The sequence below is a fragment of the Micromonospora sp. RHAY321 genome, assembly GCF_023896955.1.
GTDB lineage: Bacteria > Actinomycetota > Actinomycetes > Mycobacteriales > Micromonosporaceae > Micromonospora.
This window is the reverse complement of sequence record NZ_JAMHIW010000003.1, coordinates 569,075-583,907: the sequence shown is the minus strand read 5'-3', so window position 1 is coordinate 583,907 and position 14,833 is coordinate 569,075. Positions and strand designations below refer to the sequence as shown.

At 74.4% G+C, this 14,833-nt stretch carries 13 protein-coding genes; 8 read left to right on the top strand and 5 right to left on the bottom strand.

The window, feature by feature from the left end; genetic code table 11:
• Position 1: 1 nt before the first annotated feature.
• Positions 2–1,540: a SpoIIE family protein phosphatase gene (locus tag M8C17_RS10810; protein WP_252416265.1), complete on the top strand. Its 1,539-nt coding sequence runs from the start codon at positions 2–4 to the stop codon at positions 1,538–1,540.
• 33 nt (positions 1,541–1,573) lie between these two features.
• Here M8C17_RS10810 and M8C17_RS10805 read toward each other — a convergent pair whose 3' ends face one another.
• Positions 1,574–2,371: an AraC family transcriptional regulator gene (locus M8C17_RS10805; protein WP_252416264.1), complete on the bottom strand. Its 798-nt coding sequence runs from the start codon at positions 2,369–2,371 to the stop codon at positions 1,574–1,576.
• A gap of 31 nt (positions 2,372–2,402) precedes the next feature.
• Here M8C17_RS10805 and M8C17_RS10800 point away from each other — a divergent pair, with 31 nt between their 5' ends.
• From M8C17_RS10800 to M8C17_RS10775, 6 genes are all read left to right on the top strand, one after another.
• Entirely contained in the window at positions 2,403–2,978 is a 576-nt protein-coding gene (locus M8C17_RS10800; protein WP_252416263.1) for a TIGR03086 family metal-binding protein, read from the top strand.
• 46 nt (positions 2,979–3,024) lie between these two features.
• Complete coding sequence (locus tag M8C17_RS10795; protein WP_252416262.1) at positions 3,025–3,561, top strand: PadR family transcriptional regulator; 537 nt, start codon at positions 3,025–3,027, stop codon at positions 3,559–3,561.
• Positions 3,558–4,259: an ABC transporter ATP-binding protein gene (locus M8C17_RS10790; RefSeq protein WP_252416261.1), complete on the top strand. Its 702-nt coding sequence runs from the start codon at positions 3,558–3,560 to the stop codon at positions 4,257–4,259. Before M8C17_RS10795 ends, M8C17_RS10790 begins: the two co-directional genes overlap by 4 nt.
• Positions 4,256–5,776, top strand: a complete 1,521-nt coding sequence (locus M8C17_RS10785; protein WP_252416260.1) for an FtsX-like permease family protein — start codon at positions 4,256–4,258, stop codon at positions 5,774–5,776. Before M8C17_RS10790 ends, M8C17_RS10785 begins: the two co-directional genes overlap by 4 nt.
• Positions 5,777–5,890: 114 nt before the next feature.
• Positions 5,891–6,313, top strand: coding sequence for a hypothetical protein (locus tag M8C17_RS10780; RefSeq protein WP_252416259.1), 423 nt, complete (start codon positions 5,891–5,893; stop codon positions 6,311–6,313).
• A 14-nt stretch (positions 6,314–6,327) separates the two neighbouring features.
• Positions 6,328–8,439 (top strand): bifunctional polysaccharide deacetylase/glycosyltransferase family 2 protein, encoded by a 2,112-nt coding sequence (locus M8C17_RS10775; protein WP_252416258.1) that lies wholly within the window; start codon positions 6,328–6,330, stop codon positions 8,437–8,439.
• Positions 8,440–8,491: 52 nt separating this feature from the next.
• On the opposite strand, the gene M8C17_RS10770 is transcribed toward M8C17_RS10775, so the two are convergent.
• Together M8C17_RS10770 and M8C17_RS10765 are read right to left on the bottom strand one after the other, a co-directional pair.
• Positions 8,492–8,647 carry a hypothetical protein gene (locus M8C17_RS10770; protein WP_252416257.1) on the bottom strand — a complete coding sequence of 52 codons (156 nt, stop codon included), beginning with the start codon at positions 8,645–8,647 and terminating at the stop codon, positions 8,492–8,494.
• Between the two features lie 22 nt (positions 8,648–8,669).
• Complete coding sequence (locus tag M8C17_RS10765) at positions 8,670–10,766, bottom strand: S9 family peptidase (protein WP_252416256.1); 2,097 nt, start codon at positions 10,764–10,766, stop codon at positions 8,670–8,672.
• Between the two features lie 95 nt (positions 10,767–10,861).
• Here M8C17_RS10765 and M8C17_RS10760 point away from each other — a divergent pair, with 95 nt between their 5' ends.
• Positions 10,862–12,220, top strand: coding sequence for an FAD-binding oxidoreductase (locus tag M8C17_RS10760; RefSeq protein WP_252416255.1), 1,359 nt, complete (start codon positions 10,862–10,864; stop codon positions 12,218–12,220).
• Positions 12,221–12,250: 30 nt separating this feature from the next.
• On the opposite strand, the gene M8C17_RS10755 is transcribed toward M8C17_RS10760, so the two are convergent.
• Together M8C17_RS10755 and M8C17_RS10750 are read right to left on the bottom strand one after the other, a co-directional pair.
• Entirely contained in the window at positions 12,251–12,682 is a 432-nt protein-coding gene (locus M8C17_RS10755; RefSeq protein ID WP_252416254.1) for a hypothetical protein, read from the bottom strand.
• A gap of 46 nt (positions 12,683–12,728) precedes the next feature.
• Positions 12,729–14,804: a SpoIIE family protein phosphatase gene (locus M8C17_RS10750; RefSeq protein ID WP_252416253.1), complete on the bottom strand. Its 2,076-nt coding sequence runs from the start codon at positions 14,802–14,804 to the stop codon at positions 12,729–12,731.
• Positions 14,805–14,833: the final 29 nt, after the last annotated feature.

Below are 14,833 nucleotides of genomic sequence, written 5' to 3'. Positions count from 1 at the left end.
CGTGGACGGCGGGCCGGCGACCGTCCTGGTGGTCGATGACAGTCGTACCAAGCGCTACCTGCTGGTCAGCTGGCTGACCCGGGCCGGGTTCACCGTCCTGGAGGCCGAGAACGGCGCCGAGGCCCTGGCCCGGGTCGAGGTGGACCGCGTCGACCTGGTGGTGCTCGACGTCCGGCTGCCCGACCTGAGCGGCTACGAGGTCTGCGAACGGATCAAGGAGGCGCATCCGGCGATGCCGGTGATCCACGTTTCGGCGCACGCCGTGGACGTGGCCGACCGCGCCCAGGGGCTGACCCGGGGTGCGGACGCCTACCTGACCGAGCCGATCGAGCCGGAAGAGCTGATCGCCACCACCCGGGCGGTGCTGCGCTACTACCAGGCCCGGCAGCGCGCCGAGCTGCTCGCCGAGCGGCTGCTCGTGCTGGCCGACACGACAGTGGCGGTGCACGCCGCGCCGACCTTCGCCCGGCTGCTGGAGGCCGCCGCCGAGGGTGCCGCACAGATCTTCAAGAGCCCGGCGGCGGTGGTCGCCGAGACGTTCGACGGCGACTGCCTGGCCGGGATCTGCGCCGGTCCGGGCGCCGAGGCGACCCTGGTGCCGTGGGTCGTCGACGACACCGGCGTGCCGACCGGCGCGACCGTGCGCGTGGAGGACCCGGCGGACTGGGGGCTGATCGAGTGGCCGGCGGGCGACTCGGTGACGGTGGCCGCCGCCCGGCTGCGGGAGGACCGAGCCCCGCTGTACGTGGTGGTCCCGACCGCCACCCAGACCGCCCGGACACCGGTGCTGGTGCAGCTCGCCCAGGCGGTGGCGGCGGCGGTGGAGGGGCAGCGCTCGTTCGACGAGGAGCACCGGATCGCGGTCACCCTCCAGCGCAGCCTGCTCCCGCGCGGGCTGCCCACGGTGGCCGGGCTGGACTTCGCGGTGCGCTACGAGCCGGCCAGCGCCCAGACCGAGGTGGGCGGCGACTTCTACGAGCTGGTCATGCTCGACGGGCACCTGCTGATGGCGATCGGCGACGTCGCCGGCCACTCGCTGCACGCGGCGACGGTGATGGCCGAGCTACGGCACGCGGTGCGGGCGTACGCGGTCGAGGGGCACCAGCCCGGCGAGATCCTGCACCGGGTCAACGAGCTGATGCGGACCCTGCTGCCGAACGAGCTGGCCACGCTCTGCGTGCTGCTGCTGCATCCGCCGACCGGGCGGGTCCGGCTGGCCAGCGCCGGTCACCTGCCGCCGGTGCTCAGCCTGGACGGCAAGGTGGAGTTCGTGCAGCACTCGGCGCCGCTGCTCGGCGTCCGCGCGCCCCGCCCCGCCGACCTGGAGTTCGTGCTTCCGGCCGGGGCCACGCTGGTGTTGTACACCGACGGGCTGATCGAGCGTCGGGACGCCACGATCGACGAGGGGTTGGCCGCGCTCGCCGCGGTGTCCGGCACGGTGGACGAGAACCTGGACGACTTCTGCGCCCGGCTGCTGGTGGAGCTGGCCCCACCGGAGATTCAGGACGACGTCGCGGTGGTCGTGCTGCGTCGCCGTTGAGCCGGCACCCGAAGCTGGGCTGGCCGCCCCGCGTCAGTGGACCGATCGGGCGTACGCGGCGGGCGACACGCCGGCGACGGCGGTGAAGTCGCGGACCAGGTGGGCCTGGTCGCTGTAACCGAGGTCGGCGGCGAGGCCCGCCCAGTTCAGCGGCCCGCCGGCGGCCTGTTCGACGGCCTCCTGGAGCCGGTAGCGGCGGATCACCCACTTCGGCCCGACCCCCACGTACTCGGTGAAGAGCCGTTGCAACCGGCGGACCGGGATGTGGTGGCGCGCGGCGAAGTCGTCGACCCGCAGCACCGTCCGGTCCGTCCGGATGGCCTCGGCCAGCGCGACGGCCTCCTCGACCGCCGGGTCGGCGTCGGGTGCCCAGGCGGTGAGCAGGGCGTCCAGCGCGCGACGGCGTTCATGGTCGGTGCCCGTGCACATCTCGGCGTCGGGCGGTGTCAGCCGCCCGGTGGGCAACGGCAGCAGGCGGCCGGTCAGCTCGGCGACCGGTCGTCGCCAGAACGGGTGGAAGCCGCCGGGGCGGAACTGGACTCCGCAGACCCGGCCGGTGCCGGCCAGCGTGATCCGGAAGAGGTCCCGGCCCACTCCGGCCACCTCGCCGGCCTCCGGCCCGTCGCCGTCGCGGCGGAACACCACGTTCACCGCCGGGTGCGGCACGACGCGCTGCTCGAACGGCGCGCTCAACGCCCAGTCGATCAACCAGTAGTGCTCGACCCACGGTCGCAGCCACTCGGCGGGCAGGTGCCGGCGGAAGCGGACCTCGCGCAGCAACCGGCCCGGGTCGAGGATTCCCCGGCTGTCGCCACGCGGTTGCTGTCGCATTTTTTCAAGACCACCCTCATACGCTGGCCCTATGGCAACTCAGACTAGCGATCTGCTCGCGGCTGCCGCGCCGCGAACCGTCGACGTGGTGCGTGGCATCGGTGACGACCAGCTCGGCCTGCCCACGCCCTGCCGCGACTACACGGTCCGGGAATTGCTCAACCATCTGATCGAGGTGGTGGTGAACTTCCAGGCGCTGGCCGAGAAGCGGTCGGTGGAGTGGGCCGACAAGCCCGACCACCTGGTCGACGGCTGGCGGGACCGGTTCGAGGCGGAGACCGGCCGCCTGGTCGCCGCCTGGTCGGACCCGTCCACGCTGGAGGGTGTGTCGCCGGGCATGGGCATGCCGCAGACCGTCATCGGCGGCATGGCGCTGCTGGACCTGACAGTGCACGGCTGGGACCTCGCCGTCGCGACCGGCCAGCCGTACGAGCCGGCTCCGGAGGCGGTGGCGGAGCTGCGCGGGCTGGTCGAGGGGTTGGCGCCGACCGCCCGCAGGATGGGCGTCTTCGCCGACCCGGTGCCGACCTCCTCCGTCGACCTGCCGGACCTGGACCACCTCCTCGCCCAGACCGGCCGTCCCCCGACCTGGCTGCCCACGCGCTGACGCTGCGGTGGTTGACAGCGGTATTCGCTGAGTGAATAGTTGCGGTGTGTCCACGCCGCATGTCCTGCTCGGGTTGCTCGCCGCTGGCAGCCGGCACGGTTATGAGCTCAAGCGTGCGCACGACGAGCGGCTGCCCCGAGCCCGGCCACTGGCGTTCGGGCAGGTCTACGCCACCCTCGGGCGACTCGAACGTGACGGCCTGGTGGCCGCCGCCGGGCAGGACCGGGCCGCCGGTCCGGACCGCACGGCGTACGCGCTGACCGGCGAGGGGCGGGCGACGCTCGACCAGTGGCTGTCCACGGTGGAGCCACCCATGCCGTACGTGGCCAGCACGCTCTTCACCAAGGTCGTGGTGGCGCTGCTGGTCGCCGACGTCGACCGGGCCCGCACCTACCTGATCGCCCAGCGCGCCGCGCACACCGCCCGGCTGCGCGAGCTGACCACGGTCAAGGCCGATCCGGCCGCCACGCTCAGCGATGTGGTCGCGGCCGACTTCGCGATCGCCCACCTCGACGCGGACCTGCGCTGGCTGCACGCCACCCTGGACCGCGTCGCCGACTGGCACCGGGAGGTGCACCCGTGACGCAACTCCAGGCTCGCGGCGTGGTTCGGGCGTACGGCCCGACGCCCGCCCTGCGCGGCGTGACGCTCGACGTGACCGAGGGCGAGATCGTGGCCGTCACGGGTCCGAGCGGCTGCGGCAAGTCGACTCTGCTGCACTGTCTGGCCGGGATCCTCCGCCCGGACGCCGGCGAGGTCAGCTGGCGTGGTCATCGCATCGACCACCTGTCGGAGGCGGCCCGGTCCCGGCTCCGGCGCACCGAGTTCGGGGTGCTGTTCCAGTTCGGCCAACTGGTCGCCGAGCTGACCGCGGCGGAGAACGTCGCCCTGCCCCTGCTCCTCGCCGGCACGGGGCGGCGAGAGGCGCGGACGGCGGCGCTCACCTGGCTGGAACGGTTCGGGGTGGCCGAGCTGGCCGACCTCCGGCCCGGCGAGATGTCCGGCGGTCAGCAGCAGCGGTGTGCCACCGCGCGGGCGCTGGTCACCGAGCCGCGGGTGCTCTTCGCCGACGAGCCGACCGGCGCCCTGGACACGCTCACCGGTGAGCAGGTGCTCACCCAGCTGGTCCGACTCGCCCGCGAGCAGCGCACCGCCGTCGTGCTGGTCACCCACGAACCGCGGATCGCCGCGTACGCCGATCGGGAGATCGTGCTGCGCGACGGTCTGGTGGACCACACCGGCCTGGGGCTCGACGTGCCGCTGGCCGGCGGCTCCCGGTGAGGCCGGCGACGCTGGTCCGGCTCGCGCTGGCCGGCACCCGCACCGACACCGCCCGGGTGGTGCTCACGGCGCTCAGCGCCCTGCTGGCGACCCTGGCCGGGTTGGCGGCGCTCACCGTGCTGGCCATCCCGAAACCCGCCGGGAACGCCTGGGTGGAGTCCGAGCAGTACCGCAACGAGTTGCTGCGTGAGCCGGGGCTGCGCGGTGGCACGGCGTTCGCGCTGCTGCTGCTGACCATTCCGGTGCTGGCACTGGCCGGCCAGTGTGCCCGGCTCGGCGCGCCGACCCGGGACCGCCGGCTGGCCGGGCTCCGGCTGGCCGGCGCCACCCCCGGCCAGGTCACCCGGCTGGCCGTGCTGGAGACGGGCCTGGCCAGCCTGCTCGGCACGTTCGTCGGGCTGGGCGTCTACCTGGCCGGTCGGGAGCTGCTGCACCGGCGGGACGGGCAGGGCCGGCTGGCTCTGCCCACCGACGTGCTGCCGTCGGTCGGGGCGATGGCGGCGGTGGTGCTGGGCCTGCCGGTGATCGCGGCGCTGGCCACCGCGGTGATGCTGCGGACGGTCACCACCAGCCCGCTGGGTGTGAGCCGCAAGGCGGCCCGGGAGCGCGGGCCGCGCCCGTGGGCCGGTGTGCTGATCGCGTTGGGCCTGACCTGCTTCGCGGCGATCCGGCCGGTGCTCTATCAACTCGACGACGAGCAGGTGGCGCGCTGGCTGGTGCCGCTGATGTTCGTGGCGGGTGGCCTCGCGGCGATGATCGGGGTGGTGATCGGCACCGGCTGGATCTCGTACACCTGCGGGCGGTTGCTGCGCCGGTACGCCCGCCGTCCGCCGGCGCTGCTCGCCGCAGGTCGGCTGATGGCCGACCCGTGGGCCGGCAGCCGTACGTTCGCCGCGCTGCTGGCCGCCCTGATCTTCGGCGGCGGCGCGGCCGCGTTGCGCGCCTACTTCGTGGCCCAGGACGCACTCGAACGGGAGCAGAACCAGCTCGACGGCGTCGACCGGGGTGCCGACCCGTTCTACCTGTCCACCATGGACCTGGTCGACGTCGCGGTGGGGGTGGCCGTGCTGATCGCCGCCGGAGGGTTGATCGTCGCGCTGGTGGAGGGGATCGTGTCCCGCCGCCGGGCCTACTCGGCGCTGGTCGCCACCGGCGTGCCGCGTGGCGCGCTGAGCCGGTCCATCGCCTGGCAGGCGCTGACCCCGGCGGTGCCGGCGATCCTGCTCGCCCTCGGTGTCGGGACGCTCCTCGGCCGAGGGCTGTTCCCCAGGGCGGCGACGGGCGCGGGCTCGGTAGCGGTCTGCGACGCCACGGCGGCGCTCTGCGACGACCCGGCGACCCGCGACCAGTACGTCCGGTTCGTGGAGACCGCCGGGGCCGAGCGGGTTCCGGACGTACCGCTGGAGCAACTGGCCTGGCTGGGAGCCGGCGCGTTGGCCGCGGTGCTGGTGACGGTCGGCGTCGGCCTGCTCTTCCTGCGGGTGAGCACGGCGGTGGACGAGCTGCGGACGGCCTGAGTCGATGTAACGGCGTCGCTGGCGGTGCCGCTGTCTGCACCGGAGGCCCGGACCATCGGGTCGCCGGCGCCCGACCGGACGGTTCGCGGCGCGGAAGCGGTGGGAGTTCGCCAGATGCACAACCAACCGGGTGGCACACCGCCGGTGTTCGTCGACGGGACCGGCCGCCGCCGGCGGCTGACCGTCATCGCCGGGACCACGATGGGTCTGGGTCTGCTCGCCAGCCTCGGGCTGATCGCCGCCGGGCTCTTCCTGGACACCTCCGTGTCGCTGCCCGGCTGGTCCGACGACCCTCGGGCACCGCGACCGGTGGAGGCCGGCGTGGACGGGATCACACAGCCCCGGGTGCCCGACTCGCCGTCGCCGTCCCCGGTGACCCGCACGTCGGCGCCGCTGCCCAGCCCCACCGCGACCGGTGTCCGGCGCTCCGGCCCGCCCACCACGTCGACGGGGCCGTCGGCCACCGACCAGCCGGGCCGCGCCGACGAGCACCGCAACACCTCGAAGCCGAGCCGGTCGCCTGGTAAGCCGCAGTGACGATGGCGCGACACGTGGCCCGACGTGATCCGCGGGCGCACTGGATCCTGCTCCTGCTCGGGTTGCTCCTGCTGCTCGCGGCACTCACCGTCAACGGCCTCGTGAACGGCCTCTCGGGCGGCTCCGGCACCCCCGCCGCCAGCGGTTCCGCCGCACCGGGCGTACCGGCCCAGGTCGGGTCGGGCGGCCCGGTCCTTCGGCTGGATCACGCCGAGCCGGTCAGCCGGGCTCTGCCGGGCCGGACGATCGCGCTGACCTTCGACGACGGGCCGGACCCGCGCTGGACCCCGCAGGTGCTCGACGTGCTGCGCCGCCACGGCGCGCACGCCACCTTCTTCGTGGTCGGAGCCCGGGTCAACGAGCACCCGGAGCTGGTCCGCCGGATCCTCGCCGAGGGCCACGAGATCGGGTCGCACACCTACACCCACGCCGACCTCGCCGCCGTACCGGCGTGGCGACGCGACCTCGAACTCTCGCTCACCCGCAAGGCGGTCGCCGCGGCGACCGGCCGGGAGGTCACCCTGCTCCGGCCGCCGTTCTCCTCGGTGCCGACGGCGCTGACCGGGCCCGAGTACGCCGCGCTGCGCGCCGCCGCCGGGACCGGGCACGTCGCGGTGCTCGCCGACCTGGACACCAGGGACTGGCAGCGCCCCGGCGTCGACCAGATCGCCCGGGCGGCCACCCCGAAGCGGGGACAGGGCGCCGTGGTGCTGATGCACGACGGCGGCGGTGACCGGGCGCAGACGGTGGCCGCGCTGGACCGGCTGCTGCCCGCGCTGACCGGCCAGGGCTACCGGTTCACCACGATCTCCACGGGCATCGACGCCTCGCCGTCGATGGTCCCGGCCGGCGCCGGCAGCCGACTGAGCGGCACCGCGCTGCGCTGGACCCAGACCGGCGCACGCTGGTCGGCCGGGGTGATGAACGCACTGCTCGCCATCGCCCTGGTGCTCGGCGTGCTGCGGCTGGTGGTGCAGGTGATCTGCGCCCAACGGCACGTACGTCGAGTCCGCCGGCCCCGTCGGGACCGGCCCGAGGTGCGCGTCCCGGTGTCGGTGATCGTGCCGGCGTACAACGAGGCGGCGAACATCGCCGCCACGGTCCGTTCCCTGGTGGCCAGCGCGTACCCGGCGCTGGAGGTGATCGTGGTGGACGACGGATCGGACGACGGCACCGCCGACATCGTCGAGCGGATGCGGCTGCGCGGGGTACGTGTGATCCGGCAGGCCAACGCCGGCAAGCCGGCGGCGCTGAACACCGGCATCCGGGCGGCCCGCGCGAACCTGCTGGTGCTGGTGGACGGGGACACCGTCTTCCAACCGGACACCGTGCACCGGCTGGTGCAGGGCTTCGCCGACCCGACGGTGGGTGCGATCAGCGGCAACACCAAGGTCGCGAACCGGCGCCGGCTGCTCGGCCGGTGGCAGCACCTGGAGTACGTGATCGGCTTCAACCTCGACCGCCGGATGTACGACGTGCTGGAGTGCATGCCGACCATCCCCGGCGCGATCGGCGCGTTCCGGCGCGAGGTGCTGCTGCGGGTGGGCGGCGTGCCGGCGGACACGCTGGCCGAGGACACCGACCTGACCATGAAGGTGCTCAGGGCCGGGTGGCGGGTGGTCTACGAGGAGTCGGCGATCGCCTGGACGGAGGCCCCCTCGTCGCTGCGGCAGCTCTGGCGGCAGCGGTACCGCTGGTGCTACGGCACCATGCAGGCGATGTGGAAACACCGGCACGCGCTGCGCGAGTCGGGTGCCGGCGGGAAACTCGGCCGGCGAGGTCTGCCGTACCTCACGGTGTTCCAGATCGTGCTGCCGCTCACCGCGCCGGCGGTCGACGTGTTCGCCGTCTACGGCCTGCTCTTCCTGCCCTGGTCGACCCTCGCCCTGGCCTGGGCCGGGCTGCTGCTGCTCCAGGCGGCCACCGCCGGCTACGCGCTACGCCTCGACCGGGAGCGGTACGGGCCGCTGTGGGCGTTGCCGTTCCAGCAGCTGGTCTACCGGCAACTCATGTATCTGGTCGTGGTGCAGTCGGTGGTCACCGCGTTGGTCGGCAACCGGCTGCGCTGGCAACGGATGGTCCGTACCGGCGAGGCCGCCGCGTTGGTCGGCGCCGGCCGCCCCTGATCGGCGGGCTGCCCACCCCGACCTGACCCGTCCGCGACGTCGCGGTTGCCGGTCAGGTCGGGGCGTGGAAGAGGCCGGCGGACCAGGCGATCACCAGGCCGACGGCGGCGGAGCAGCAGCAGACGAGCAGGGCGGCGGCCACCACCGCGAGGATCATCCAGGCGGAGGCGCGCCGGGGAGCCGGCGCCGCACCGTCCTCGTCACTCATCGCCGCCGCCCCGGTCACCAGCTCAGGCGCGGCCGAGGCGGTCCAGGATCCAGGCGTTGATGAACGCCTCCTCGCGCCAGGCGTCGTAGCGGCCGCTCGGGCCGCCGTGCCCGGCCCCCATCTCGGTCTTCAGCAGGTAGTCGCCGCCCGGGGAGACCGCCCGCAGGCGGGCGATCCACTTCGCCGGCTCCGAGTAGAGCACCCGGGTGTCGTTGAGGCTGGTCACCGCCAGGATCGCCGGGTAGTCCACCGGCGCCACGTTCTCGTACGGCGTGTAGGACTTCATGTACGCGTACACCTCCGGGTCCTCCAGCGGGTTGCCCCACTCCTCCCACTCGGTGACGGTCAGCGGCAACGACGGGTCGAGGATCGAGGTGAGCGCGTCCACGAACGGCACCTGCGCGACGATGCCGGCGAACGCGTCCGGGGCGAGGTTCGCCACCGCGCCCATCAGCAGGCCGCCCGCCGAGGCGCCCCGGGCCACCAGCCGGTCGCTGGCCGTCCAGCCGGCCTTGACCAGGTGCCGGGCGCAGGAGACGAAGTCGGTGAAGGTGTTCTTCTTGGCCAGCATCTTGCCCTGGTCGTACCAGCGTCGGCCCAGCTCACCGCCACCCCGGATGTGCGCCACCGCGAAGACCACACCCCGGTCCAGCAGGGACAGGCGGGCCACCGAGAACCACGGGTCCATGCTCGCCTCGTACGAGCCGTAGCCGTACAGCTCGCAGGGGGCGGAGCCGTCCCGGGGCGTACCGACCCGGCAGACCAGCGAGATCGGCACGCGGGTGCCGTCGTCGGCGAGCGCCCAGTCGCGGTGCTGCTCGTACTCGGCCGGGTCGTACGGCCGTCCGTCCGGGCCGGGCAGCACCGGCTTCTGCTTGCGCAGCACCATCTGCCGGGTGACCAGGTCGTAGTCGTACACCGAGTCGGGCGTGACCAGCGAGGAGTAGCGCAACCGGAGCTGCCCGGTGCGGTACTCCGGGTTGGCGTCCAGGCCGACGCTGTACAACGGTTCCGGGAAGTCGATGTCGTACGCGTCGCCGCCCCCGATCGGCAGCACCCGCAGCCCGGTGAGCCCGTCGGTGCGCAGCGACACCACGAGGTGGTTCGCGAAGGCGTCCACCGCCTCCAGCCGCGTGCCGGGGCTGTGCTCGATCAGCGGCACCCAGTCGCCCGGCGTGTCCGCCGAGGTGAACGCCAGCGCGAAGTCCTCCGCGCCGTCGTTGTGCAGGATCAGGAAGCGGTGGCCGTGGTGCTCCACCGTGTACTCGACGCCCTGCCGGCGGGCCGCGATCACGGCGGGCGCGCCGGTCGGGTTGCCGGCCGGGATCACCAGCACCTCGCTGGTGACCTTGCTGTGGATGTCGATCAGGATGAACTTCTCCGACCGGGTCAGCTCCACGCCGACCCAGAACCGCTCGTCGTCCTCCTGGTGGACCACCACGTCGTCCGCGGCGGCCGAGCCGATGGTGTGCCGCCAGACGCGGTTGGGCCGCCAGGCGTCGTCGACGGTCACGTAGAACAGCGCCGAGGCGTCGGCCGACCAGGCGGTGCCGTAGAACGTGTCGGGCACCTCGTCCGGCAGCAGCTCGCCGGTCGTCAGGTCCTTCACCCGCAGCGTGAACCGCTCGTCGCCGGAGAAGTCGGTGGAGTAGGCCAGCCAGCGCCCGTCCGGGCTGACGTCGAAGGCGCCCAGCGAGAAGAAGTCGTGCCCCTCGGCCAGCAGGTTGCCGTCGAGCAGCACCTCCTCGCCGTCCAGCGGGGCGCCGTCCGCGCTGAGCGGCGGGTCGGTCTCGGAGTCGCGGACCGCGCGCCGGCAGTGCACCCCGTACTGCTGCCCCTCGACCGTCCGGGTGTAGTACCAGTGCCCGCCCTTGCGGGTCGGCACGGACAGGTCGGTCTCCCGGGTGCGCCGGCGGGTCTCCTCGAACAGCTCGGCACGCAACCCGGCCAGGTGCGCCGTGCGCTCCTCGGTGTAGGCGTTCTCGGCGGTCAGGTAGGCGATCGTCTCCGGGTCGTCCTTTGCGGCGAGCCAGGCGTACTCGTCGATGACGGTGTCGCCGTGGTGGGTGCGCTCGGCGGGCACCCGCTTCGCCGCGGGCGGGGCAGTCTCGGTGGTCACGGCGCCACGTTACCGGCCGGCTCGCTCCGCGCGCCGGACCAGCGGCATCCCGATAGTCGCCACCACCGCATTCGAACACATGTACGATGGCCGGCATGGCGGCAGCAGCGAGTTCCCTCGACCGGTCCGGAGCCCTTGAGATCACCCGGAGGTTGGCGGCGATCTGCGGTCCGCCGTTCGCCCGGCTCGCCGGGCCGGCCGACGAGGTGGCCGGGCGACCGGCCCGCTGGGTGGCGGTGCCGGGCGGGCCACACGCCGCGGCCGAGGTGCTGCGCCTGGCCGCCGCGCATGACCTGACGGTGGTCCCCCGGGGCGCCGGCACCAAGATCGACTGGGGTGCCGCGCCCGCGCGGGTCGACATCATGCTCGACACCGGCCGGCTGGCCGGCATCGGTCACGAGCCGGTCGGCGCGCCGGTCGCCGAGGTTGGCGCCGGCACTCCGCTGCGAGCGGTGCAGTCCACGCTGGAGCGCACCGGGCAGCGGCTGGCCATGGACGCCCCGTCGCCTGGGGCGACGCTGGGCGGGGTGCTCGCCGCCGGTGAGGCCGGCCCCCTGCGACACCGCCACGGCAGCCCCTGCGACCAGCTTCTCGGTCTGCGCTACCTGGGTGCCGACGGCGAGTTGGTCAGCGCCGGCGGCGGAGCGCCGGGGCTGGACCTGGCGCGAATGCTGTGCGGCTCGCAGGGCGCGCTCGGTGTGCTGGTCTCGGCGAGCCTGCGGGTGCAGCCAGCGCCGGCCAGCTTGCTCTGGGTGTCCCGCCCGGTGTGGACGCCACTGGAGGTGCACGACCTGGTCCGGGCGATCCTCGCCGCCCGGCTCGAGCCGGCGGCCATCGAGCTGGACCTGCCGGCCGGCGCGCCCAGGCCCCGCTCGCCGTACCCGCCCGGCCATCCGTCCGCCACCGCCCGCGAGCGCCACCCCTCGATGTCCGGGCGGGCCAGCGCCCCGTCCCGGGCGGGCAGTCTCGTGGTGCTGCTGGAGGGCGGGCCGGCCGACGTCACGGAACGCGCCGAGCGCCTGGTCGGCCTGCTGCACGGGGAAGCCACCGTCACGCACTCCCCGCCGCCGTGGTGGCGTCGCTACCCGTTCGCACCCGGCGACACGGCGCTGCGCCTGGAGGTGCCGATCAGCGACCTGCACGCCGCCGTCTACGCGTTGCGCGACGCGGCCGGCGCGCCGGTGCCGGTGCGCGGTTCCGCAGGGTTGGGCGTGGTGCACGCGGCACTGCCCGGCGCGTTGGCCCCCGACCGGGTGGCGTCCATCCTGGCCGCCGTCCGAGGGGTCCTGCTGGCCCGGCAGGGGCGCTGCGTCGTGGTCTCCGCACCCGCGCCGGTGCGACAGGCCGTCGACCTGTGGGGTGAGCTGGGCGGCCTGGCCCAGCTGCGGGCCGCCAAGGAGCACCTCGACCCCAAGCACCGGCTCGCGCCCGGCCGGCTCCCGGGCGGCCTGTGACCGGGCGCGTTCCTCGCTACCGCCCGGTGGTCAGTCCAACCACCACTGATGCATGTCGAGCAGCGGCGGGGTGAACCGGGCCACCAGCACCAGCACGCTGCTGGCCGCACCGGCCAGCAGTAGCGTCCGGGCCGTCCGGGGCAGGGCGTCCCGCTCCCGGGCGGCCAGCGCCACCGCGACGACCGCCAACGGCAGCCCGAGCACGGCGCCCACCAGGTAGAGCAGCGCCACCACGGCGTAGAGCCAGAACAACGGGTTCGCCCCGTGCATCCCGAACGGGACCAGCTCCTTGGGGTCGTACGCGCCGGTCAGCATCTCGGCCGGCCCGACGCCGGCGGCGGCCATCCGGCCCAGGTAGAGCAGCAGCACCGTGAGGAACGCCCCGACGGTCGCGAGCTGCGCGGCGATCAGCACCCGGACCAGCGGCCGGGAGTACGGCGCGACCCGTGCGACAGTCGACATGGCCGTCAATCTACCGAGCCGACCGTGAATCGGGTGCCGCCCGCGCTCAGGTCGCGTCGTTGCGGAGCACCAGGATGGCGATGTCGTCGCGCGGCGGCTCGACCGAGAAGTTGATCGCGGCGGCGCGCAGCCGGGCCGCGACCACGTCGGCCGAATATCCCGCCAGGGGCGCCGCGGCGTCACGCAGCCGGTCGGTGCCGAACAGCTCCCGGCCGCGCCGCCGCTCGGTGACCCCGTCGGTGTAGAAGATCAGCGAGTCGCCCGGAGCGAGCGTGATCCCCGCCGTCGGCGAGGTGATCGTGTCCAACAGGCCCAGCGCCGTGCCGCCGGTGCCGACGAACCCGGCGCCGCCCGCCGCGGCCAGCAGCACCGGCCGGTCGTGCCCGGCCAGGTGCAGCGAGACGTCCAGCCGGTTGCCGTCGCCCGGCCCGACCGCCGCCAGGGCGAGCGTGCAGTACCGGCCGCCGCCCCGCTCGACCAGCGTCTCGTTGAGCCGGGCCAGGGCCTCCGGCAGCGGCTTGCCGTCGCCGACCAGCACCCGGATGACGTCGCGGACCAGCCCGGTGACCGCCGCCGCCTGGACGCCCTTGCCCGAGACGTCCCCGATCACCACCAGCCAGCGCCCGTCGGGCAGCGGCACCACGTCGTAGAAGTCGCCGCCCACCTCGGCGTCGTCGCCGGTCGGGACGTACTCGGCGGCGAAGCCGATCCCGTCCAACAGCGGCAGCACCGGCGGCAGGAGGGACTGCTGGAGCGTCTGCGCCACCCGGCGGCGCTCGGCGTGGATCCGCGCGTTCTCGATGGCCAGCGCGGCCCGCCGGGCCACGTCCTCCAGCACGGACACCTCGTCCGGGTCGTGCCGGTGCCGCTGGTGCCGCCCCACGGCCAGGGTGCCGAGCCGCTGCCCGCGCGCGATCAACGGGACCGCGAACCCCTCCATCGGCCCGCCGAGCGGAATCTGTGCCGCGCTGCGGGACGCCTCCCGCAGCCGGGCCTGGATCGAGTCCGGGCCGGTCTCCGCCAGCACCTTGTGCAGCTGCGGCAGCACCGACTCGTCCGCGTGGGTGGCCGCCGCCAACCGGAGCCGGCCCCACTCGTCGGTGGTGTGCACCGCGCACCACTGGCCGAGCCGGGGCACCACCAGCTGCGGGATCAGTGCCATGGTCAGCTCGACGTCCAGCGACTGGGCCAGCAGTTCGCTCGCCTCGGCCAGGAAGGTCAGCCACGCCTGCCGGCGGACGTCGGCCCGGCGCAGCCGGTCGTTCTCCAGGTGCAGCGACAGCCGCTCTGCGGTCAGCACCGCCAGCGGCCGGGCGTACGCCGACGGTGCGGCGTCCAGCTCCAGCTCCCCGGCGTACGGGCGGTGCACCGTCAGCGGCACCCGGAGCAGGTCGCCGTCGTCGCGGGGTTGCCGGCCGAAGCGGGCCAGCACCTGGCGACCCTGCCCGTCGCCCCGGTCCAGCCGGATCGTGCCGCCGGCCGCGCCCACCATCTCGGCGACCCGGCTGAGCAGGCCGGTGGCGAAGTCGGGCAGCGGGTCGTCCGCGTACATGTCGGGGGCGGTCTGCATGAGCTCGCTCATCGCGCCGGCGCTCGGCGCGGAGCTGTCGACGGCGGCTCCCGGGCCGGCGGCGGCGGGCGTCGACTCGCCGCTCGCGGCGGCTGCGGCCGACGGGTCGGCGCCGGGCCGGTCCAGCCGGAACCAGACGCCCTTGCCGGTGGGCAGGTACGTGGTGCCCCAGCGGCTGGCGAAGTGGTCGACCAGCAGCAGACCCCGCCCCCGCTCGGAGACCTCGTTGATCTCGGTGGCGTCGTTGCGGACGCCGACGGTCAGCTCGTCGCCCGTGCCGGGTGCGAAGTCCGAGACCGTCACGGACAGGCCGATCTCGTCCGCGACGACCTCGATGTCCAGTTCGGTGCGGGCGTGCTCGATGGCGTTGGTGGTCAGCTCCGTGGTGAGCAGCAGCGCCTCGTTGGCCAGCTCGTCGAGGGCCGCCTCGGTCAGCACCGAGCGGACGACCGCGCGGGCTGCGGCGGGCGTGCGGCGGTCAGCGGGCAGGCGGACACGCCGGACCGCCCCGTTCCGGGCCCCGGCCGTCGCGGGCCCCGCCTCGGCTGACACCCCCGTATCCTCCACCGTCGCCCCGCCGG